Raw genomic sequence first — 20,781 nt, forward strand, 5'->3', positions numbered from 1 at the left:
GGGCACCGCGCCTCGGCCGGGTCGCTCGCTCCCGGCTGGCGCGGCTCAGCGGGCGAGGACCTCGCGCATCCGGTCGATCTCGACGGTCTGCTCGGTGGCGAGCGAGGTGGCGAACTCGTTGAGCGTCAGGTCGGAGCCGACGGTGAGCAGGTTGGTGGCCATCTCGATGGCACCCTCGTGGTGCTCGGTCATCATCCGGACGAACAGCCTGTCGAAGTCCGGGCCCGTGGTGGCGGCGAGTCGCCGCATCGCCTCGGGTGACTGCATGCCGCGCATGGTGCCGTGGTCGTGCCCCTCGGCCTGCGCCGGGAGGCCGCGAGTCTGCAACCAGCCCCGCATCATGCCCATCTCGGGCCCCTGGCTGGCCCGGATGCGCTCGGCGAGGGCGCGCACGTCGGGCTCGGCCGCGCGGTCGCCGGCGAGCTCGGCCATGGCGAGGGCCTGCGCGTGGTGCGGGATCATCATCCGGACGAACCAGACGTCCAACGAGTTGTGCGGCGCGGGGCCGGCGTCGCGGACCTCGTGGGCGGCGCGGGTGGCCGCCACCTCACCGGGGCGGCCGGGCGCGATGACGGTCAGGTCGGTGGGGACCGGGCTGACGGTCGGCGTGGGTGACGCGGAGGTGGCCGGCACGGCACCGTTCTCGGTGTCGCCGCCGGAGCGGTGCACGACGACAGCGACGAGAGTGAGCACGAGCGCCAGTGTGACGATCGCCAGGGTTCGTGCGCGCCGATCGGTCATGGGCCACTCCCTGAAGTCGAGGTCACCGCGATGCTATCCATTGACGCAGGCCCTTTGATGTGACCCGGGTCACATCGACGTTCATCGTCGGGCGGTAGGGTGTCGACAATCATCTTCCCCTTGCGAAGGGCCTCGCCGATGATCAGACCTCACATGCCACGGCCACGCCACCTGCGCACCGTGGCGCTCGCCACGACCGGCCTCCTCGTCGCCAGCGCGCTCGTCGCCCCGGCGAGCAACGCCCAGGTGGCGCCCCCGTCGGCCCCCACCGCCAACGCGATCCCCGGCGTCGACGAGATCGTCAGCAGCCCCAACCTGCGGCAGATCGCCAACGTGCCCAAGGTCGCCCCACTGGACGCGACGAACAGCGACATCGCCTTCCAGGGCAGGTACGCGTTCGCCGGCAACTACAACGGTTTCGTCATCTACGACATCTCGCGGCCCAGCGCGCCGACGGTCACGGCCCGGGTGCTCTGCCCGGGGTCGCAGAACGACATCTCCGTCCACGGCGACCTGCTCTTCCTCTCCACCGACTCGTCGCGCAGCGACGACTCCTGCACCAGCACCACGCAGGGGGCGAACGTGAAGGCATCCTGGGAGGGCATCAAGGTCTTCGACATCAGGGACAAGGCCAACCCGCGCTACATCAAGTCCGTCGAGACGGCCTGCGGCTCGCACACCCACACCCTGGTGCCGGGCAAGGACCGCAAGGCCGTCTACCTGTACGTGTCGTCGTACAGCCCGCGGGCCGAGTACCCGGACTGCCAGCCCCCGCACGACTCCATCTCGATCGTCAAGGTGCCGCTGAAGAAGCCCACCGACGCGGCAGTGGTCGCCACACCGAACCTCTTCCCGGACGGCGGCTTCCCCGGCAGCGAGACCGGCTCGGCGACGACCGGTTGCCACGACATCACCGCCTACCCGTCGAAGGACCTGGCCGCCGGCGCCTGCATGGGCGACGGCATCCTGCTCGACATCAAGAACCGGGAGGCGCCCCGGGTCATCAACCGGGTCCGGGACACGGTCAACTTCGCGTTCTGGCACTCGGCCACCTTCAACAACTCCGGCACCAAGGTGGTCTTCACCGACGAGCTGGGTGGTGGCGGGGCGGCGACCTGCAACGAGGCCATCGGCCCCGAGCGGGGTGCGGACGCCATCTACGACATCACCGGCCGCGGCAACGCCCGGACGATGACGTTCCGCAGCTACTACAAGATCCCGCGCGTCAACGCGGACACCGAGAACTGCGTGGCACACAACGGCTCGCTGGTGCCGGTGCTCGGCCGCGACATCATGGTCCAGGCGTGGTATCAGGGTGGCATCTCGGTGTGGGACTTCACCGACTCGGCCCACCCGAAGGAGATCGCCTTCTGGGAGCGCGGCCCGCTCTCGGCGGACACGTTCGTCGGCGGTGGCACCTGGTCGGCGTATTACTACAACGGCCACATCTACTCCAACGACATGGTCAAGGGCCTCGACGTCCTGGAGCTGAACGACTGGCGCACCTGGTCGGCGAAGCTGACCCGCTACAACGAGCTCAACGTGCAGACCCAGCCCAGCTACCTGGGCTGGTAGGCACCGCACGGCAAACACCGGGCCCGGTCCCCCGATCCGCGGGAGGCCGGGCCCGGTCGCGCGGGTGGGACCCGTCACCTCGACGGGGGTTGCCGAGCCACCGCTCAGCAGCTGTGCCACCGTGAGCAGACGTGAAACCCACAGCCCCGCCCGAGCCGTCCGTGCGCTGGCGCCCGCACCCGCTCGACCTCGTGGCTGTCGTCCTGGCGGTGGCCGGCGCGGGCTGCGCGCTGAGCGGGCTGCTGTCACCGGCGGAGACCACCGCCACCCTGCACCGGATCCTGCCGCTGCTGCTGTTCCTCGGCACCGTGATCGTGCTCGCCGAGCTGACCGCCGTGGCCGGCGTCTTCGACGTGCTGGCCAGCCGGCTGGCCATCGCCTCCCGGGGCAGGTGGGCGGCGCTGTTCCTGCTCTGTGGTGGGCTGGCCACGCTGACCACCCTCGTGCTCAATCTCGACACCACCGCCGTGCTGCTCACCCCGGTGCTGCTCGCGCTGGCCCGCAACCTGCGCGTCCCGGCCGCCCCGCTCGCGGTCACCACCGTCTGGCTGGCGAACACCGCAAGCCTGCTGCTGCCGGTGTCGAACCTGACAAACCTGCTGGCCGCCGACCGGATCGGTCTGGCACCGCTGGCGTACGCGGCCCGGATGGCACTGCCGCAGGCCGCCGCGGTGACGGTGACCATGGCGCTGCTCTGGTACTGCTGGTGGCGGCGGGACGCGCCGGCCGGCGGGCGATTCGTTCCGCCCGAGCGGCACGTACCGGCGGATCCGGTGCTGCACCGCGTCGCGCTCGCCGGTTGTCTGCTCTTCGTCGCCGGCATCCTCGCCGGCGTGGAGATCGGTCTCGCCTCCACCGTCGCGCTCGCGCTGGTGCTCGTCGGGTTCGTCGTACGCTCCCCCGCCACACTGCGCCCGGGGTTGGTGCCGCTGCGGCTGCTGCTCTTCGTCACCGGCCTGTTCCTGGTGGTGCAGACCCTCGGCCAGCACGGGCTGGACGACCTGGTCGCCGGCCTGCTCGGCACCCAGGGCGGAACGCTCGGCGAACTGCGCACGGGCGGCACCGGTGCGCTGCTGGCCAACGTCGTCAACAACCTACCGGCCTACCTGGCCGGTGAGTCGGTGCTGCCACCCGACGACCACACCCGCCTGCTGGCGCTGCTCATCGGCACCAACATCGGCCCGCTGGCCGTCCCGTGGGCGTCGCTGGCCACCCTGCTGTGGTTCGAACGCTGCCGGGCGGCCGGGGTGGCGGTGCCGATGCGACGGTTCGTGCTGACCAGCACCCTGCTCGCGGTCACCGGCACGGTCGCGGCGGTCGGCGCGTTACTGCTCACGAGCTGAGCCCGCTCTAACCACCATTGAATGGTTCTCGCCCGGTTGCGACGTATGGCCACCCACGTCGTGTTATCTACCTGAAGCGCGAGATGACCGTTTATGCTGGGTCGACACCGATTCGAGTAGGAGAACCGATGACATCGCACCGCGAACTGGACACGCCCGATACGGCCGTTCCCGACTACCGGCCACCGACGATCCAGCGCCTGGGCACCCTCGCCGAGCTGACCAAGGGCGGCACCGTGGGTCCGGACGACGGCCTGGGCGGCGGCGGCGACGGTTCGCTCTGACCCGCCGCCGCCCGACAGCGTGGGAGCACCGCCGTTGCTCACGATCCGCCGGGCACAGCGTCGGTTCGGTCGCCGGGTGATCTTCGCCGACCTGGACCTCGACGTCCCGGTGGGTGCCCGAGTGTTCCTGGGCGGCAGCAACGGATCCGGCAAGACCACACTGCTGCGGTGCCTGTCCGGCACGCTGACCCTCAGCGCCGGACAGGCCACCGTCGGCGGCCACCCGGTCGGCTCACTTCCCGCCCGACACCTGACCAGCGTGTGTCTCGCCCCGGAACAGGGCCTCTACGAGACGCTGTCGGCACGGGAGAACGTGTCCCTCGTCGCCCGACTCCGACTGCCCCGGCGAGCCGTCCGCGCGGCCGTCGCCCGGGTCGAAGCCGAACTGGACCTGGCCGGCTACGCGACAGTCCCGGTGCAGCGGTGCTCGGCGGGGATGCGCGCCCGGGTCAGCATCGCGCGGGCTCTCGTCGCCGATCCCGCGCTGCTGCTGCTCGACGAGCCGGGCCGCTCCCTCGACGAGACGTCGCGGGAGCTGTTGTGGCAGGCGCTCGACCGACGGCCCGAGCTGACCTGCGTGATCGCGTCGCACCTCGCCGACGACCGCGCCCGGTGCGAGTCCGCCCTGACCCTCACCGGGCAGCCGCCGACGACGACCGCGGTCGCGTCGTGACCTCGACCAGTTCGGCCGCGACCACCAGCCGGGCCGCCGGGGCCAGGGCGCCCGCGATGATCCTCGCCCTGGTCCGCCGCGATCTCGGCGACCCGCGGCAGTTCCGGCTGCCGCTGCTGCTGGACCTCGCCTTCGGGGTGGTGAACCTGGCCGTCTTCCTGTTCATCTCCCGGGTGCTCACCCCGTCGGCGGGCACCGACCTCGCCCACTCGGCCAGCTACTTCGACTTCGTGGCGGTCGGCATCACCTTCCTGCTCGTCCTCCAGGCCGCCACCACGCAACTGACCGGTCGGGTGATCCGGGAACAGCGCAGCGGGACACTGGAGTTGCTGGCCGCCCAGCCGATGCCGGTCATCGCGCTGACCGTCGGGACCGCCGGCTACCCGTTCCTGTTCGCCCTGCTGCGTTCCTGCGTCTACCTGGCGATCCTCGGCACCGTGCTCGGCCTGCACACCGACCGTGCCGACTGGTGGGGAGTCGCGGTGCTGCTGATCGCCGGCACCGCGTCGGTGCTGGGCATCGGCATCGCGCTCGCGGCGTTCAGCGTGGCCGTCGGGCACGGCGACGCCGCCGCCCGACTCTTCGTCGTCGCGCTCACCTTCCTGTCCGGCACGTACTTTCCGGTCTCCGAACTCCCCGGCCCGCTGCCGGAGCTGACCGCGGTGCTGCCCAGCCGGATCGCCCTGGACGGCCTGCGCGCCGCGCTGGCCGGCGGCGACTGGGCCTGGTCGGCCGGCACGCTGCTCGGTGCCACCGCGCTCCTGCTGCCGGTGTCGAGCTGGGCCTTCGCGGGGGCGCTGCGGGTCGCCGCCCGCCGCGGCGCCCTGAAACGCGATTGAGGTACGACATGCTCCGTCCGACACCGTTCGACATCGCCAGCGGCACGCTGCTCGGTGTCGCCGCGCCACCACCACGTCGGCCCGTTCCGGCCGGCGGACCGGACCCGTTGGGCGCGCTCGACGCCGCCGTGCTGGCCGGCCTGACCCGCCCACCGTGCGTGGTCAGTTTCTCCGGCGGGTTGGACTCGTCGCTGATCCTGGCGGTGGCCGTCCGGGCCGCCCGCCGGGAAGGGCTGCCCGACCCGGTCCCGGTCACCTGGCGGTTCACCGACGCCCCCCGGGCCGACGAGTCGGACTGGCAGCACCGGGTGATCACGGCGCTGGGGCTCGGCGGTTCGTGGCAGATCCTGCGGGCCGCCGACGAGCTGGACCTCATCGGGCCGGTGGCCCGCCGGCTGCTGCACCGCCACGGCGTGGTCCATCCGGTCAACCTGCACCTGCACCTGCCCATCGCCGAGTTGGCCACCGGCGGCGCACTGCTCACCGGTGCCGGCGGCGACCAGGTCCTGGCCGGGTGGCGTCGTCCACCGGCGGCCTCGCTGCGCGCCCGACTGTGGTGGCTGCGGCACGCCGCGCGTACCCGGCAGGGCCCGGCGGAGGCGTTTCCGTGGCTGCGCGCGGAGGTCGCCCGGGCGGCGCACCGCGCGCAACGCGCCGAGCAACGGGCCGAACCGCGCCGCCTGCGGCAGCGGATCGCCTGGCACACCCGACGGCGGGACCTGCGGACGACCTGCTCGGCGCTTGCCGCGTTGGCCGCCGAGCACCGGGCGACCGCGATCCAGCCGCTGCTCGACGAGGGCTTTCTGGCCGCGTTGGCGCTGCGGTTCGGCGGCCACCGGAGGATCGGCCGGGACCGGCTGCTCGCGGAGATCGTCCGGGGAGCCCTACCGGCCGAGGTCACCGCGCCCCGCCGCAAGGCCCGCTTCCTTGAGGTGTTCTTCCGGACGCCGACCCGGGAGTTCGTCAGCTCCTGGGACGGCTCCGGAGCCGACGAGGAGTTGGTCGACCCGGAGGCCCTGCGGGAGATCTGGTCGCACTGGCCGATCCCCGGCGGCACCGCCAGCCTGGTCCAACAGCTCTGGCTGGCCGCCAACCCGCCCGACTCCGCCGGCCGGCCGGAGCGTTCCGAGATCGACATGGAGGTCACGCCGTGACAGAGCAGGAGATCGTGCACCGGGTCGACCCGGACCGGGTGGCCTGGCGGGTCGCCGGCGAGGAGGTCGTCGTGCTGGACACCAGCAACTCGGTCTACTTCGGGTTGGACGCCACCGGCGCGCTGCTGTGGCAGCGACTGGTGACCGGCGCCACCAGCACCGAGCTGGTCACGGCACTCGTGCAGGCCGCCCCGGTGGACCGGGAGCGGGCCCGCGCCGACGTGGCCGCGTTCCTGGCGGACCTGCGCGGGCACGGGCTGCTGGTCCAACGCCCCTGACCGGCCCGGTCACTCGGACACGACGACAGGTCACGCCGGGCGGGTAGGGCAGCACCCGCCAGCGGTCAGCCGTGATCGTCGCGCCGCGCCGCACGTACCTCGTTGAGTGCGGCCGGGAGCCGCCCGGTGTTGCGGGCCAGCCGGGCCAGGTGCGCCAGTAGCAGACCGACCGGGCCCCGGCGGGCCAGCGGGCTGGCGTGCCGCATGGACGCCGGTGTCGGAAACAGCCGTGGGCCGAGGTGGCGCAGCCGGTCGACCACACCGGGCAGCTCGGCGAGCTGCGCGATCGTCAGGGCTGCCGGTGAGGAGCGGTGGGCCCGCAGCCACAGCGCCGGCGTGCCCTGTCGGGGCAGGGCCAACGTGGTGGCCAGCGCCGCGCCCGCCGGTGTGAGGCGCAGCCCGAGCGCGAACGACGGCAGCGCGCCGGTCCGCGTGGCGAGGTCGGCCGCCGATCGCCAGGTGGCGACGGGAAAGACCGCAAGCGCCCGCCGCAGGTCGGCACCCGGCCGGTCGGAGCGGCCCGGCGCGGCGGCGTGCAGGGCCACCAGCAGGGCGGCGCCCGCCTCGTCCGGCACGGCGACCAGGCCGTCGGCCAACCCGATCCGTTGCGCCGAGGTGGACAACCCGGCCCACAGTGCCTCGGGATCGGCCACCCCGTGGAAACCGCGGTGCAGGTCGATGGTGAGCGACAGCGGGCCGGGCATCCGCCACGGCCGTTCGTACCAGTGCGACCGATGGTCGGGGCGACCCTCCGGGAGCGCGCTGTGGCAGCCGAGGTCGGTAAGCGTGGTCTGCGCGAGGTCGAACGAGGCGGGGGCGACCAGCAGATCGACGTCGGTGTAGAGCCGGTGCCGCTCCTGGCCCAGCCGGCGGGCCAGCCCCGCCCCCTTGAGCAGGATGGCCACCACGCCCCGGGCGGCCAGCGCCTCGGTGACCCGGACCGCGGCCGTGTCGAGGCTCAGACAGCGGACCGCCGACGGCAGGTCGGTCACCGGGTCGCTCCCACGGCGTCGACCACCAGCCGGTGGGTGTCGTCGAGGGCCGCCCAGTCGCGCGGCCGGGTCAGCTCCCACGCCGGCAGGGCGGCGAGCGACAGCAGCGCAGCCGGATCGGAGGGCAACTGCCCGAACGACCGCCGGCTGGCGAGGCGAGCCAGCACTGTGGCGCCGGGCACCCGGGCCAGGCCGACCGCGCCGCCCCAGCGCAGGAACAGCCAGCCACCCAGGGGGACGTGCGGCGCGATCGGCGGCAGCCCCACCCGCAGCAGGTCGCCGGCCCGGACCGGCCGGGTGGGCAGCGCCACCCCCGGCACCGGCCGCCGCAGGTCGACACAGCGCGGGCCGGCGAAGGCGTCGACGCCGTCGACGACCAGGATGTCGTCGGTCAGGATCGACACCCCCCGGGCGGCCAGGGCCGCGAGCAGGCTGCTCTTGCCGGCGGTACGCGGGCCGAGCACCGCCCAGGCCCGGCCGGCGAGCACGAACGCGCCACTGTGGAACGCCTCCCGACCGGCCCACCTGTTGACGGTGGTGGCCACCGGCGCGAGGTACGGATGGGCCAGCACGTCCGCAGCGAGCGGTGGCCCGTAGAAGGTGGCGGTGCCGCCCGGCCGGTCGACGGCGAGGGTCCGCCCGTCGGCGAGGACCCGGGTGCCCCGCCGGCCGTCCAACGGCACCGGCGGTGGAGGCGGTGTGGCCACCTGGCCGACCCGCACGGCGGGCCACCCGAGGGCCGCGCCCTCGGCCGGCGGCAACTCGGACGCCTCGTCCAGGCCGTGCACCCGCAGCCCGTACACGCCGCGTCCGGATGTCGGCATGATCCCCCCGCTCATCGTCTGCTCAACGGTCCTGGACGGTGACGCGATGCGGGTGGCGCTCGTGGTGACACGCCACCCGCATCCTCACTCGACGAGCGTCAGCGCAGGGTTCCCCTGATGACTGTCAACTCCTGCGATTCCTTCAGTCGCTTGGCGTCCGCCGCGCGCTGCTTGGTCGCCGTGGCGCCCTTCGCCGAGGGCGCGATCCTCGGGACCGCTCCCCCGCCGATCGCGTCGACGTCGTACGCCACCCAGAACGGTCCGGGTGTGTCCACCGCGAAGCTCAACGCGATGTTGATCGACGCACCCGGCGCCAGGCCACCCAGGTCGATGGGGATCGTCAGGGTGGTGCCCAGCCCTCCACCCGGCGGGTTGGTCGCCGGCGCGTCCATGGACAGGTTGCGCACCAGCAACGTCCGACCATCGCTGATGGTGATCGAGGTGGTGGCGTTGGCCGGGTTGACCAACCGCAGGTTGGAGTGCACCTGCGGCGACGACCCGCCGGGGTACGGTGCGCCGTTCTCCGCGCTCAACGACGTGATCCGGATCCGCGCCTGGGTGATCGGTGCGGTCGACCGGTTGGTCAGCGTCCGCCGGATGACCAGGCTGTTCGCGGTGCGGACCCGGTTGGGCGCGACCGACGCGGCCACGTTCGGGTCGAACAGCGTCGACTGGACAGCGGCGTTCTGCTGGTAGGTGCCCAGGGTGTTCTGCGGGGACGGACTGCCGAGTGTGGACGGCACCCCGTTGATCGGGCCGAGGATGGTGGCCGTCAACCGGAAGTCGGCCACGTTGTTGGCGGTGTCCCGCAGATTGCCGGCGATCCTCAGCCGGTTCCAGGAGTGGTGGACGAACGGCGGGCTGGTGAAGGCGGGCAGTGGTGGCCCTTCGGAGAAGCCCGGTGTGGAACCCGCCCGGTCGGTGACCGTCCCGGCGGCATCCGGGGCGACCAGCCGGAACCCGCCCTGGCCGAGGTTGGCGACGACGAGGTCGGGCTGGATGTTCCACAGGGAGTAGCCGGTTGCCGCGATCAGGTAACCCCGTCGGGGGGGCAGCGGTCGGGCGGTGCCGGGAATGGTGACGGACACCCCGCCCGGGGCCTCGACCTTGAAACCGGCGATCGGCAGGTTGATCGCGGTGCCGTTGACGATCGAGACGAACTGGTCGGTGAGGCCGTTGATGCCGGACTGCGCGAACTGGTCGATGACCACCTGCCGGGGCGCCGCCGAGACCTCGATCGTGACCTCGTTGGACACCGCCTCGCCCAACGGAGCGGTGCCGTCGTACTGCGCCCGGAACTGGTTGTGCCCGAACGCCGGCACGTAGATGTCGAAGGATGCCGTGTTGAGCACGACCGGGAAGGTGCCGAGCGGGGTCTCCACCCCGTTGGGCTGCTCGTCGATCAGGGTGACGCTCCCCTCCGCGACCCCTGGGCCGACGATGACCTCGAAGTGCACAGGCGTGCCGAAGGTGGTGGAGTTCGTCGACGCGGTCAGGGTGGCCACACTGGCCGCCTGGATCAGGATGCGGACCGCCCGCGTGGCGCTCTGGCCGTTGGCATCGGCCACCCGGACCGTCGCCGGGTAGGCGCCCGCCTGGGTCGGCCGGCCGGACAGCAGGCCGCTGACCGGGTCGAGGGCCAATCCGGGCGGCAGCGAGCCGTTGGCCAGCGACCAGGTGAACGGCGCGGTGCCGCCGATCACGTTGAGCTGCTCGGCGTACGGAGCGTTGACCTCGCCCAGCGGCGGCGGCGGGAAGCTCAGGACGGGTGCCTTGTTGACCACCAGGTTGATCAGGCGGGTGCCGGTCTGCCCGTTCGAGTCGTTCACCCGGACGACCACCGGGTAGGTACCGGCGGTGGTTGGCACACCCGAGATGCCGTTGGTGACGGGGTTGAGCGTGAGGCCCGGCGGCAGTGTGCCCGAGTCGACGCTCCAGGTGTACGGCGGCACCCCGTGGGTGACGTTCAGGGTGGCGACGTACGCGATCCCGACGGTCGCCTCGTCCGGGTGGTCGAACAGCAGCGTCGGCGACAGGTTCGCGATCACCTGATCGGACAGGGGCGACTCGGGACCGGTGCCCTCGGCGGTACGGGCGGCCACCGTGAACCGGTAGGGGGTGGTGGGGACCAGCCCGGTCACGGTGTTGGTGGTGGACGGCCCGAAGGTCTGGGCGGGCTGACGCACGCCGTTCACCCAGGGCGTGACGATGTAGTTGAGGATCGGTGACCCACCGTTGGGGCCGGGCGTCCAGCTCAGCAGGGCGGTGGCGGTGTCGGCGGTGACCGCGATGATGGTCGGCGCACCGGGCAGCGCCATGATCTTGGCGCCCGCGGAGGGCTTGCTGGCCGGGCCGACGCCCTCGGCGTTCTTCGCGGCGACGGTGAAGGTGTAGGTGGCCCTGGCGGTCAGACCCTCGACCTTCCGGGTGGTCGTCGACTCGTCGAAGGTGACGGTCTTCGCCTTCTTGCCGTTGCGGTACGCGGTGACCACGTACCCGCTGAGGGCCGAGCCGCCGTCAGCCGGCGCCTTCCAGTTCACCGTTGCCGTGCCGGCACGCCAGGACGCGGTGGGCCGGGCCGGCGCGGCCGGTGGCTGCGCCGGGGCGGCCAGCTCGGCGATCCGCTGCGTGGCGGCGGCCGGCGCTGTCACCGGCGCCACTGCCGGTGTGGGGGTGCGACTCGGGGCGCGAGCCGAGGCCGCCGTGGGGGCGACGAGCAGACTGACGATCAGCGCCAGGATTGCGGCGCATGCCGTGACGGCCCGTGGACGGGCACGGAGCACTGGGGACATGAATGGTTTCTCCCTCTCCCGGGGATGAGGGCCACCGCGGGCGGGGGAAGGAGGCAGGCGGCCGGCTGATGGTCCTCGGCGGGCCACGCGCCTGCTGCCCCCGGCCGCAGGGCGACTGGCGGAAAACCGACCGTCACGCACGGAATGGCTTTCACGTGTTGAGTGACGGATCTCTATCCACTCCTACCAGTTTTCCCAGGTCAGGCCATATTCGGGTGGGGAAAGTGTCCAGCCATGGGCGGAGGTTGTCCGAATTCCGACTGCCGTCGCGTCCTTCCCGCGGCGGACGCGACGGCAGGGCCGTGTCAGTCCCGGCGCACCGCGAGCTGAAGCTCGGTGACGCCCTGCTCCGGCTGGTCCGGGCAGTAGTCCAGGTACACCTCGCGGGCGAAGCCGTCGGCGCGGTAGCCGTTGTCGTCGATCCAGCGGGCGAGCACCTGCATGCTCTGGTCGGCGTCGTCCATCGCGCCATGATGGACGATCGTCGCGGCGACGCCCAGCGCGGGCAGGTCGCGTACCTCGACATCGCCACCTGCCGTCGGCCCGACCGCGACGGTCACCCCGGCGTGCACCAGCACCGCGTCGCCGTCGCCCTCCGTGGCCGGCTCGTACCAGGCGATGGCCGGCCCCGTCGGGGTGATCCCGGCCTCGGCCAGCCGGCGGAACAACTCCGGGTACAGCGGCCCGATCACCGGGCTGATGTCCTGGCTCTGGTAACTCGCCGCGACAGCGGTCAGTTCCGCGACCCGCACCGGTGCGATGTCCTTCAGAACGACGTCCTGCGTACTCATCGTGCCCTCCGACTCGATCATCCGGAGCCTCGCCTCGACCGCCGCCAGCCGGGCGGCGTCCGCGGCCAGTTGCTCTTCCAACTGGGTACGACGCAGCCGCAGCATGCCGCGCAGCTCGACCACGTCGACGGCGTCGTCGACGATGACCCGCACCTGCTCCAGGGTGAGGCCCAGCTCCTTCAGGGCGATCACCCGGTTGAGCCGGCGCAGTTGGTCCGCGCGGTAGAACCGGTATCCGGTGTGCCTGTCGACGGCGGCCGGCCGGAGCAGCCCGATGCTGTCGTAGTGGCGCAGCATCCGCACCGACACCCGGCCCAGTCGGGCGAAGTCTCCGATGGTGAACATGGTCCCCTCACGCTCGTCCCTGACACGGTGTCAGAGTCAAGCGTCGGGTCAACCGGTCGACGAGCGGCGGGCCGGGCGCGGCCCGACCAGCCGGCGGACCATCGGCGCGGCGTTCCACCTGGCGGCACCGACCAGGTCGCGGGCGTGCTCCAGCACGGTGTAGTCGGGCCGGTCGAGCCCGTCGGCGATGGCCCGGTCGAGGTCGTTGCCACACCGGCTCAGCACGGTGTCGAAGTCGCGGCGCACCGGCTGTTGCAGGTCGTAGCCGAAGGAGCGGTGCAGCCGGGCGAAGAGCGGCTTGTACAGCCGGACCCGCTCGTGCAGACCCGACGAGTACGACATCGGGTTCTTCGGCCGGCGCAGGACGTAGTCGGGCAGCACGTCGGCGAACGCCCGCCGGACGATCCACTTCTCCTGCCCGTCGCGCACCTTCAGGCTCAGCGGCAGCCGCATCGCCAGCTCCACCACGCTGAGGTCGAGAAACGGCACCCGCGCCTCCACCCCGTGCGCCATGGCGGCCCGGTCGACCCGCTGCAACTCGGTCCGACACAGGTTGCGGATCCGGTGCAGGAACAGCCGGCGCGCCGCGGCCGGGCCGACCTGGCGGTACATCGGATACCCACCGAACAGCTCGTCGGAGCCGTCGCCGGTCAGCACCACCTTGATCCCCAGGTCACGCAGGCGACGGAAGATCGGCACCGAGACGACCGCGTTGATGATGTCGCCGTACTCGGTCAACTCGGAGATCCGGATCGCCTCGCGCACGTCGGCGAGCCGGATGTCGCGTGGGCGCAGCTCGACCACGACGTGCGGCACGTCGAGATCAGCGGCGAGCCGCCGCGCGTACGCGACGTCGGGGCTGTCCGCGACGCCCACCGTCACCGCGACGCAGTCCGGGTGGATGTCGCGCACCTGGCGCAGGATCAGCGAGCTGTCCAGCCCACCGGAGAGCACCACCCCGACGGTCAGGTCGGTCTCCACCCGCATCCGGATGGCGTCGCTGAGCGCGGCACGAACGAGCAGGCGGGCCTCGTCCGGGTCGTCGACGACCGGCAGGCCCGCGCCGATGGTGAGCAGGTCGACGTACGGGTCCAGTCGCACGTGCCCGTCGGCCTCGGCCCAGCCGTGGTGCCCGGGTGGCACCTCGACGATCGGGGCGCCGTGCCCGACGAGCGCCTTGACCTCGGAGGCGAGGTGCAGACAGCCGGGCCGGCGCGACCAGTACAACGGTTTGACCCCGAGCGGGTCGCGGGCCAGGTAGGCCCGGCCGGTGGCCCGCTGCACGATGGCGAACGCGTACTCGCCGCGCAGCCGGGTCACCGCCGCCTCGCCCCACTGCTGGAACGCGGCGAGCAGCACCTCGGTGTCGCTCTCGGTGCGGAACGCCTGACCGAGTCGGGTCAACTGCGCCCGCAGCTCCCGGTGGTTGAAGATCTCGCCGTTGAAGCAGAGCAGCCAGCCCTCGTCGGTCGACGTCCACGGCTGCACCGCCCGGTCCCGGTCGACGACGCGCAGGCGGCGGGTGCCGGCGAGCAGCCCGCTCTCGCAACGGGTCTCGGTGACCTCACCGCGTGGGGCCAGGACGGCAAGCATCCGCCGGAAGGTCGTCGGGTCGGCCTCGGGGCCGATGCTCAGGGCGATGCCGCACACCGGCTCAGACCCCCATCTCGGCCTCGTACGCCTGGCGGAGGCGGCGTCGGGCGGCGGGCGCGAGGCACAGGTGCCACGCCTGCCCCTCGTCGATCACGTTGACCTCGCCGGCCTCCTGCCGGGCCAGCAGCAACTCCGCGAGGGCCTGGCGCGCACCGAACCGCTCGAACCAGCTCAGCTCGACGTCGACGGAGTAGCCGAGGCAGTGCCCGCTGGGCAGCATCGCGGCGTAGCCGAGGCGCCGCAGCCGGTACTGGTGCTCGGTGCTGCGGACCAGGCTGGTCACCCACAGCGGCGGGGTGTGCGGCGGCGCGGCGGCGGCGAACTCCCGCGCCAGGTCGTTGAGCAGCGCCACGACCTCCCGGCGGGCGCGCCGGAACAGCAGGCCGGCGGTCTGCGGGGCGGCGTCCGGGCGCAGCCGTCGGCGCAACCCGCGGGCGGCACGGCCCAGCAGGGTGGCGGGCTGTTCCTGGTAGCGGAACCGCAGCAGGTCGCGGCGACGCAGCCACTCCAGGTCGACCAACTCCGCGCTGCCGTTGACCTGGTCGTCGGTGCGGAACGTCGGGGCGTCCTGCCACCACAGCACGTCGATGCGGGACAGCAGGTAGATCCGTACCAGCGCGCTGAGGTCGCGCGCCGAGGTGCGCTCGTTGGGCTGGTAGCGGGCCATCTCCAGCAGCAGCGTCTCGCGCGCCCCGAGCAGCCCCTGGGGGGTGGCGTCGAGGACGGCGGCGAGCGCCGGCTCCCGCAGGCGCTCATCGACGAGCACCTGGCGGGCCCGGGTGCTCGTCGCGTCGGCCAGTGCGCCGACCTCGACGAGCAGTTCGGCGACAGCGGCCCGGTAGGCCGCCAGGTCGGGCTCGGCGGCGGACCGGCGGCGGGGGGTCGTGCCGGAGGGGCGGCGGCGGGCCGGCGCGGTGGGCGAGACGGGCGATCCAGGTTGCTGACCCGGACTACGGCTGGGCACTCGCATGACGGGGGTCCCTTCTGGCACTGGGTGGATCGCCCTGAACACACCGTAATCAGCCGGACCGGACCAGATCGAACAATCCTCCGATTCACCCCGGAAAGAGCCGGACGCCGCGCTCAGCTTTGCGCCGAACGACGGAACGAGGTCGTACCAGCGCGTGATCAGACGATGACGGATTGCCGCCATACTTCGTGAATGGCTGACGACATCGCGACGACACGGTGGGCGGGGGCGGCTTCTGCCTCGATGGCGGCGAACGATCCGGGCGGCGGAGCGAGTCCCTTCGCGACGACCGCACTGCGGACCGCTCTGGTGATCGTCGCGCACCCGGACGACGAGGCCCTCCTCTGCGGCGGCACCATCGCCCGGATGGCCCAGGCCGGGATGGACGTCCACGTCGCCTCCCTGTCACGCGGGAGTCAGGGCAGGGACAAGGCGTTCGACGCCTGCTGCGAGATCCTCGGGGCAACCGGCGAGGTCGGCGACCTGGAGTCCAACGACCTGCGCATCGACGGGGATCTGGTCACCATCACGGATGCGTTGATCGACGCCCGCCGCCCGGATGTCGTGATCACCCACGGCCCCGGTGCCGGGCAGAACCAGGACCACAACGCGATCTGTCACGCCGTACGGATCACCGTCAGCCGCAGCCGTCATCCGACGATGCTCCTCCTCGGCCACCCGACCTTCGCCACGACCGACTTCCGCCCGACCTTCTTCGTCGACGTCACGGACGTCTGGTACACCAAGATCGAGGCGCTCGCCGCGTATCGGCAGATCCTCGACCGCGACTACATGAGCGAGGAGTACCTGCGGGTCAAGAGCCGCTGGTGGGCGCAGGTGGCGGGCCGCGAACGAGGGCTGTGCGAAGCCTTCGAGATCGGCCTGTGGCGTCCCGCCCCGGCCTGAACCCCCCGCGCGCCCCCGCGCGGTCGACAGCGGACCGGCGCGTCCGGTGCCGCGCTTGCCTGCCGCCCCTACTCTGAAGGAGCCACGGCGCCACTTCGGCAAGTCGAGGCACGAGCGCCCGCAGCCCGGGCGGATAGAAGTAGCCGCATGAACTGGCCGAAGTTCAGAAGCGACAGAACCCCTCGCCGAATCCGCGCCGTCTCCGATCTGCAGTTCCCGGCCAGCGGGCGGGAGCGCCTCCGAAATCGGTACCCCCATCTCAGTGCCGACGACATCGTCCTCGTCGAGACCGCGACCCGGCAGTGGTTCCGGCTCGTCGTCCGCCACCCCGGTGCGAAGCTGTCCGTGCCGTCGATGGTCGTGGACGACCTGTGGCAGGCACTGACCCTGCACACGCGGGACTACGCCACCTTCTGCGACGCCGCGTTCGGGCGCCTCCTGCACCACCAACCGGGGCCCGCGACCGGCGGCGACCCACCCAACGCCGAGCGCGGCTCGCTGCTGCTCGCCACGCTGAGTCACGCCCGCCGGGACGAGGGTGGCGACCCGACCAGCCTTCCCCTGTTGTTCCGGGTCGACCAGGAGCTTCGCGTCCCCGACGGCAAGCGCTACCTGGCCGACTGCGGCGGCCGTGGCGAATGTTTCCCGGTTGCCGAACGGGTCTGCCTGCAACACCTCGGCGGGCCGGGCAAACGACCCAAACCCCGCGGCATCCGTGGCGATCTGCCCTTCCTGGACGGCCGCCACGGCTACGCCGGCAGCTCAGGTGGGGTGGGTGGCGGCGAGTTCAGTGGCGGTGGCGACGGCGGGGGCAGCAACTAGCACGAGTTCGTCGACACGCCTACTGCCGTCGCCACGAGATAGCGGTGATCGTCCGCGGCCTGCGTAACACCACCGACCTGCGGGCCGAGTACAAGCTCGCCGCGATGAAGCAGTCGCTGGGCGTCGCCACGGTGTTCCTGCCCGCACGGCCCGACCTGGCCGCGGTGTCCTCGACGGCGGTACGCGCGCTGGGCACACCGCCGTCCCCACCGCGGTCGTCGAGCGGCCCTGGTGGGTAGCCGCACCCGGGCGGGCTCGGGCCGGTGACCGTCGCGGCGATCCGGGGCCCGGTCCCGCGACGACCTCAGCCGAGCCTGGTCAACGGGGTCACCGTCCGATCCGTACCGTCATAGCTGCGCGCGCCGACGAAGTCGCCCCCCGGGCGCTGCCCACCGCTCACGGCGCGGGCCCGGCGCAGGTCCGCGTCGCGGAACCGCAGGGCCAGGCTCAGGTGTGGCACCCACTCCCCCGGTGCGTGCCACGGCCGCTGCCCGTCGGCCTCGGCGAGCACGTCCCAGACGGCCGCGTGCAGCGTGGTCAGGGCGGGCGTCTGTCGCACGAGCCAGACCAGCGGGGCACTGCCGTCGAGGACGACGACACGTTCGAGGGTGACCGGCACCGGTAGCGCGGCGTCGAACAGCTCGGCCAGACGGTGCGCGACGCCGGGCGGGAAGTCGTCCACCGCCGCGAGCGTGAGGTGCGGCCGGTTGGTCGGGTGGATGTTGCGGGCCAGGCTGGGCAACCCCGCCGCCGCCAACCGACCCCAGACCGCCCGGACCGCGACGTCCAACCCGGGCGAGCAGACCAGTTCCACGGTACGCACGCGCCCACGCTAACCCGACGGCCGGCACCATCCACGGGATGGGGACCGAGCACGCTCCCGCTGGGAAGCGCGACGTGGTCAGAGCCAGCCGTTGTCGCGGGCGGTGCGCACCGCGTCGGCCCGGTCGGCCGCGCCGAGCTTCTGCACGGCGGCGCACAGGTGGTTGCGGACGGTGCCGGTGGACAGGTGCACCCGGCGGGCGATCACCGCGACCGGTGCGCCGAACTCGGCCAGCCGCAACGTCTCCAGCTCGCGGGGCGTCAGCGGGCACGCGGGCAGGGTCAACGCGTCGGCGGCCAGCGACGGGTCGACGTACCGGCCGCCGACGTGCACCCGGCGGATCACGTCGGCGAGCGCACCACCGGGCGAGCCCTTGGGCAGGAACCCACGGGCACCGGCGGTCAGCGCCTGCCGCAGGTGCCCCGGGCGGCCGTGCCCGGTCAGCACGATCACCGCGCACTCGGGGCGGACCCGGGTCAGCTCGGCGGCCACCCCGATGCCGTCCAGACCGGGCATCTCCAGGTCCACCACGGCCACGTCCGGGCGGTGCGCGAGCGCCGCGGTCACCGCCGTGGGACCGTCGGCGGCCTGGGCCACCACGTCGATGTCCGGTTCGAGGCCGAGCAGCGCGGCGACCGCGACCCGCATCAGGTCCTCGTCGTCGGCGAGCAGGACGCGGATCACGACGCCACCGGCACTGTCACCGCGAGGGTGAACACGCGGTCCTCCCGGCGGACCCGCACCTCTCCCCCGACCACGGCCAGCCGGTCGGCCAGACCGCGCAGGCCATGGCTGTGCGCGTCCGGGCCGCTGTCGTCGGCACCGTCGTTGGCGATGGTCATCCTGGCCCCGTTCTCGTCCCGGTCGATGTGGATCCGGCACCACTCGGCCCGGCTGTGCCGCAGCACGTTCGTACCCGCCTCGCGCAGCACCGCCGCCAGTTCGGCGGCGGCCGCCTGGGGCAGGTCGACCGGCGGCGGCGACACCGTGCAGCGCACCCCGCAGGAGCGCAGGATCTCCGCCACGGCGGCCAACTGCTCACCGAGATCGACCGCCCGGTAGCCGTGCACGGTCTCGCGGACCTCGGTCAACGCGGACACGGCGAGCCGTTGCGCCTCGGCGGCTTCCCGACCGGCCCGTTCCGGGTCGACCGGCGCGAGCCGGGCGGCGAGTTCGGCCTTCAGCGCGATGACGGTGAGATGGTGCCCCAGTACGTCGTGCACGTCACGGGCGAAGCGCAGCCGCTCCTCGGCAGCGGCCAGCCGCACCTGTGCGGCCTGGCCCTGCCGGGCGTCCACGAGCAGGCCCCAGAACCAGATCTGCAACCCGTTGACGGCCGCCACGGAGGCCCCGATCCCGCCGGTCACGGCCAGGTGACGCGCGATGGACCCCCCGGTCCACACGGCGACCGCCACCGCCACCAGCAGGACGCCGGCGGCCATCACGAGCGCGGCCCGCAGTCGCAGCAGCAGCGGGGCCATGCCGATCAGTGCCGCACCCAGCCAGGCCCAGGTCGGCCACCCGCCGGCGTCCACCGGGCCCACCAGCGGAACCGTCAGCACCGCCGTCGCCGCCAGGCTCACCTGGGCGCGCCGCCGCCAGCGCGGGTCGAGCCACGGCGTGACGGCCGCGTACAGCACGACGGTCTGGGCGGTCACGAAGGCGAGGATGCCGACCGCGCCGAGCGCCACCCGGCCCGGGGCCGGCTCGCGGGTCAGCCCGACGGCCGGGAGCAGGACGCTCGCCCAGACGCCGGTGACCAACGACAACAGCGTCGCCTGCCGGGCCCGGTGCAGCCGGCGGTCCGCCCGGGGAGTCACCGCCTCGCTCGCCACGCGTCGATCCTAGGGCCGCCCGACGCCCGGCCCACCCCCGCGACCGTCACGGTTGAACCGTGCGTCCCGCACGGTTTTCCGATGACGAACGGTTCTGCCCACCGCGCCGCGACGCCGGCAGGGTCAGGGGCATGGAAAAGACAGAGTTGTACGCGGACACCGTCGCCGCCGTACCCCCGCCCGCGACGGCACCCACCGCCGAGCCGACAGCCTCGGACGCGGCGCTCCCGGACGCGGCGCCGGCCGCCGGTGCGCGGCGGCTGCTGTGGCATCTGGGCGAGATGGCGCTGGCGATGCTCGCCGGGATGCTGCTGCTCGATTCACTGTGGGACGCGGCCGGCGCCGTCTCGGGTCTCGCCGGTGCGTTGCGCCGCCCGGACGTCGCCGCACTGGTGATGGCGACGAACATGACAGTCGGGATGACGGTGTGGATGCGCTACCGGGCGCACCACTGGCGCGGGGTCGGCGAGATGGCCGCCGCGATGTACGTCCCGTTCCTGCTGCTGATCGTGCCGTTTCGGGCCGGTCTGATCGACGCCGAGGCGCTGCTGCTCGGCGGTCACCTGCTGATGGTTCCCGCGATGGTGCTGGTGGCGGTCCGACACCGCCACGAGGCGCCGGCGCCGGTACGCCGAAACCGGGTCGTGGTGGCGCTCGCCCACCGCTGGCCGGCCGGGTTGGCGCTGCTGCTGACCGTGGACATGTGGGTCGATCCGAGCGTGCTCAGCCCGTGGACGATGCTGGTGTTGCCCGGCGGCTACCTGGTGATCGGCATGGCCCGTCGCACGCTGGGCGGGCGGGGCGTGCTCGCCACCCAACTCGTCGGTCTGGCCGTCTGGGCCGCCCTGATCCTGGTCGCGGCGACGGCCGGCGGGCGGACCGCCGACTGGCTCGTGGCGATCGGGTGGTTGACGCACGCCGGCTGGGACGTGGTGCACCACCGCAACCGCCGGGTGGTGCCACGCGGCTACGCCGAGTTCTGCCTGGTGCTCGACGTGGCCGTCGCCGCGGTGATGGTGCTGGCGATCCTGTCCACCGACGCCTGACCGCCGCCTCCCCACCCGCTCGTGATCCAGACAACGTCGGGGCGGCTCGCGGGACGCGGTCGCGGGGTTGTGCCGGTCGGCGCAGCGGCCCGGAC

The 20,781-nt window shown here is 72.8% G+C and carries 21 protein-coding genes; 11 read left to right on the top strand and 10 right to left on the bottom strand.

Annotated elements, in window-relative coordinates:
* Positions 1-45: 45 nt before the first annotated feature.
* The gene (locus ACGFIW_RS15805) at positions 46-741 is read right to left on the bottom strand and encodes a DUF305 domain-containing protein (RefSeq protein WP_393315380.1); all 696 of its coding nucleotides are present in this window, start codon (positions 739-741) and stop codon (positions 46-48) included.
* Between the two features lie 153 nt (positions 742-894).
* Here ACGFIW_RS15805 and ACGFIW_RS15810 point away from each other — a divergent pair, with 153 nt between their 5' ends.
* From ACGFIW_RS15810 to ACGFIW_RS15840, 7 genes are all read left to right on the top strand, one after another.
* Positions 895-2,316 carry an LVIVD repeat-containing protein gene (locus ACGFIW_RS15810; protein WP_393315383.1) on the top strand — a complete coding sequence of 474 codons (1,422 nt, stop codon included), beginning with the start codon at positions 895-897 and terminating at the stop codon, positions 2,314-2,316.
* 131 nt (positions 2,317-2,447) lie between these two features.
* A complete protein-coding gene (locus ACGFIW_RS15815; protein ID WP_393315385.1) occupies positions 2,448-3,659 on the top strand; it encodes an SLC13 family permease in 1,212 nt (403 codons plus the stop codon).
* A gap of 128 nt (positions 3,660-3,787) precedes the next feature.
* A complete protein-coding gene (locus tag ACGFIW_RS15820; protein ID WP_393315388.1) occupies positions 3,788-3,943 on the top strand; it encodes a lasso RiPP family leader peptide-containing protein in 156 nt (51 codons plus the stop codon).
* A gap of 34 nt (positions 3,944-3,977) precedes the next feature.
* Positions 3,978-4,616, top strand: a complete 639-nt coding sequence (locus tag ACGFIW_RS15825) for an ATP-binding cassette domain-containing protein (protein WP_393315391.1) — start codon at positions 3,978-3,980, stop codon at positions 4,614-4,616.
* Positions 4,613-5,455 (top strand): ABC transporter permease, encoded by an 843-nt coding sequence (locus tag ACGFIW_RS15830; RefSeq protein WP_393315394.1) that lies wholly within the window; start codon positions 4,613-4,615, stop codon positions 5,453-5,455. The genes ACGFIW_RS15825 and ACGFIW_RS15830 overlap by 4 nt, the downstream gene beginning before the upstream one ends.
* An 8-nt stretch (positions 5,456-5,463) precedes the next feature.
* The gene (locus ACGFIW_RS15835; RefSeq protein WP_393315397.1) at positions 5,464-6,609 is read left to right on the top strand and encodes an asparagine synthase-related protein; all 1,146 of its coding nucleotides are present in this window, start codon (positions 5,464-5,466) and stop codon (positions 6,607-6,609) included.
* The gene (locus ACGFIW_RS15840) at positions 6,606-6,887 is read left to right on the top strand and encodes a PqqD family protein (protein ID WP_393315400.1); all 282 of its coding nucleotides are present in this window, start codon (positions 6,606-6,608) and stop codon (positions 6,885-6,887) included. The genes ACGFIW_RS15835 and ACGFIW_RS15840 overlap by 4 nt, the downstream gene beginning before the upstream one ends.
* A 65-nt stretch (positions 6,888-6,952) precedes the next feature.
* On the opposite strand, the gene ACGFIW_RS15845 is transcribed toward ACGFIW_RS15840, so the two are convergent.
* From ACGFIW_RS15845 to ACGFIW_RS15870, 6 genes are all read right to left on the bottom strand, one after another.
* Positions 6,953-7,879, bottom strand: a complete 927-nt coding sequence (locus ACGFIW_RS15845) for a nucleotidyltransferase family protein (RefSeq protein ID WP_393315403.1) — start codon at positions 7,877-7,879, stop codon at positions 6,953-6,955.
* Entirely contained in the window at positions 7,876-8,703 is an 828-nt protein-coding gene (locus tag ACGFIW_RS15850) for a hypothetical protein (RefSeq protein ID WP_393315406.1), read from the bottom strand. Before ACGFIW_RS15850 ends, ACGFIW_RS15845 begins: the two co-directional genes overlap by 4 nt.
* Positions 8,704-8,801: 98 nt before the next feature.
* Positions 8,802-11,495, bottom strand: coding sequence for a fibronectin type III domain-containing protein (locus ACGFIW_RS15855; RefSeq protein WP_393315409.1), 2,694 nt, complete (start codon positions 11,493-11,495; stop codon positions 8,802-8,804).
* A 305-nt stretch (positions 11,496-11,800) separates the two neighbouring features.
* A complete protein-coding gene (locus ACGFIW_RS15860) occupies positions 11,801-12,631 on the bottom strand; it encodes a MerR family transcriptional regulator (RefSeq protein WP_393315412.1) in 831 nt (276 codons plus the stop codon).
* Positions 12,632-12,679: 48 nt separating this feature from the next.
* Positions 12,680-14,281 carry an asparagine synthetase B family protein gene (locus ACGFIW_RS15865; RefSeq protein WP_393315415.1) on the bottom strand — a complete coding sequence of 534 codons (1,602 nt, stop codon included), beginning with the start codon at positions 14,279-14,281 and terminating at the stop codon, positions 12,680-12,682.
* Between the two features lie 4 nt (positions 14,282-14,285).
* A complete protein-coding gene (locus ACGFIW_RS15870; RefSeq protein ID WP_393315418.1) occupies positions 14,286-15,254 on the bottom strand; it encodes a DUF5715 family protein in 969 nt (322 codons plus the stop codon).
* Positions 15,255-15,446: 192 nt separating this feature from the next.
* Here ACGFIW_RS15870 and ACGFIW_RS15875 point away from each other — a divergent pair, with 192 nt between their 5' ends.
* From ACGFIW_RS15875 to ACGFIW_RS15885, 3 genes are all read left to right on the top strand, one after another.
* Positions 15,447-16,160 carry a PIG-L deacetylase family protein gene (locus tag ACGFIW_RS15875; RefSeq protein WP_393315421.1) on the top strand — a complete coding sequence of 238 codons (714 nt, stop codon included), beginning with the start codon at positions 15,447-15,449 and terminating at the stop codon, positions 16,158-16,160.
* A 147-nt stretch (positions 16,161-16,307) separates the two neighbouring features.
* Positions 16,308-16,982, top strand: a complete 675-nt coding sequence (locus ACGFIW_RS15880) for a hypothetical protein (protein WP_393315424.1) — start codon at positions 16,308-16,310, stop codon at positions 16,980-16,982.
* Positions 16,983-17,026: 44 nt separating this feature from the next.
* Positions 17,027-17,221 (top strand): hypothetical protein, encoded by a 195-nt coding sequence (locus ACGFIW_RS15885; protein WP_393315427.1) that lies wholly within the window; start codon positions 17,027-17,029, stop codon positions 17,219-17,221.
* A 65-nt stretch (positions 17,222-17,286) separates the two neighbouring features.
* Here ACGFIW_RS15885 and ACGFIW_RS15890 read toward each other — a convergent pair whose 3' ends face one another.
* From ACGFIW_RS15890 to ACGFIW_RS15900, 3 genes are all read right to left on the bottom strand, one after another.
* On the bottom strand, positions 17,287-17,805 hold the full coding sequence (locus ACGFIW_RS15890; RefSeq protein WP_393315430.1) for a 2'-5' RNA ligase family protein: 519 nt from the start codon (positions 17,803-17,805) through the stop codon (positions 17,287-17,289).
* Positions 17,806-17,883: 78 nt separating this feature from the next.
* Positions 17,884-18,489 (bottom strand): DNA-binding response regulator, encoded by a 606-nt coding sequence (locus ACGFIW_RS15895; protein ID WP_393315432.1) that lies wholly within the window; start codon positions 18,487-18,489, stop codon positions 17,884-17,886.
* A complete protein-coding gene (locus ACGFIW_RS15900; RefSeq protein ID WP_393315435.1) occupies positions 18,486-19,640 on the bottom strand; it encodes a sensor histidine kinase in 1,155 nt (384 codons plus the stop codon). Before ACGFIW_RS15900 ends, ACGFIW_RS15895 begins: the two co-directional genes overlap by 4 nt.
* A 131-nt stretch (positions 19,641-19,771) precedes the next feature.
* Here ACGFIW_RS15900 and ACGFIW_RS15905 point away from each other — a divergent pair, with 131 nt between their 5' ends.
* Positions 19,772-20,686 (top strand): hypothetical protein, encoded by a 915-nt coding sequence (locus ACGFIW_RS15905; protein ID WP_393315438.1) that lies wholly within the window; start codon positions 19,772-19,774, stop codon positions 20,684-20,686.
* The last annotated feature ends 95 nt before the right edge of the window (positions 20,687-20,781 follow it).

Origin of the sequence: Micromonospora sp. NPDC048935, from assembly GCF_043197875.1 — a bacterium.
GTDB lineage: Bacteria > Actinomycetota > Actinomycetes > Mycobacteriales > Micromonosporaceae > Micromonospora.

Bases quoted from the DNA above. Each gene is read 5' to 3' on its own strand.
- ACGFIW_RS15805 (WP_393315380.1), bottom strand. From the start codon at position 741: ATGACCGATCGGCGCGCACGAACCCTGGCGATCGTCACACTGGCGCTC.
- ACGFIW_RS15810 (WP_393315383.1), top strand. From the start codon at position 895: ATGCCACGGCCACGCCACCTGCGCACCGTGGCGCTCGCCACGACCGGC.
- ACGFIW_RS15820 (WP_393315388.1), top strand. From the start codon at position 3,788: ATGACATCGCACCGCGAACTGGACACGCCCGATACGGCCGTTCCCGAC.
- ACGFIW_RS15835 (WP_393315397.1), top strand. From the start codon at position 5,464: ATGCTCCGTCCGACACCGTTCGACATCGCCAGCGGCACGCTGCTCGGT.
- ACGFIW_RS15850 (WP_393315406.1), bottom strand. From the start codon at position 8,703: ATGCCGACATCCGGACGCGGCGTGTACGGGCTGCGGGTGCACGGCCTG.
- ACGFIW_RS15855 (WP_393315409.1), bottom strand. From the start codon at position 11,495: ATGTCCCCAGTGCTCCGTGCCCGTCCACGGGCCGTCACGGCATGCGCC.
- ACGFIW_RS15860 (WP_393315412.1), bottom strand. From the start codon at position 12,631: ATGTTCACCATCGGAGACTTCGCCCGACTGGGCCGGGTGTCGGTGCGG.
- ACGFIW_RS15870 (WP_393315418.1), bottom strand. From the start codon at position 15,254: ATGCGAGTGCCCAGCCGTAGTCCGGGTCAGCAACCTGGATCGCCCGTC.
- ACGFIW_RS15875 (WP_393315421.1), top strand. From the start codon at position 15,447: ATGGCTGACGACATCGCGACGACACGGTGGGCGGGGGCGGCTTCTGCC.
- ACGFIW_RS15880 (WP_393315424.1), top strand. From the start codon at position 16,308: ATGAACTGGCCGAAGTTCAGAAGCGACAGAACCCCTCGCCGAATCCGC.
- ACGFIW_RS15905 (WP_393315438.1), top strand. From the start codon at position 19,772: ATGGAAAAGACAGAGTTGTACGCGGACACCGTCGCCGCCGTACCCCCG.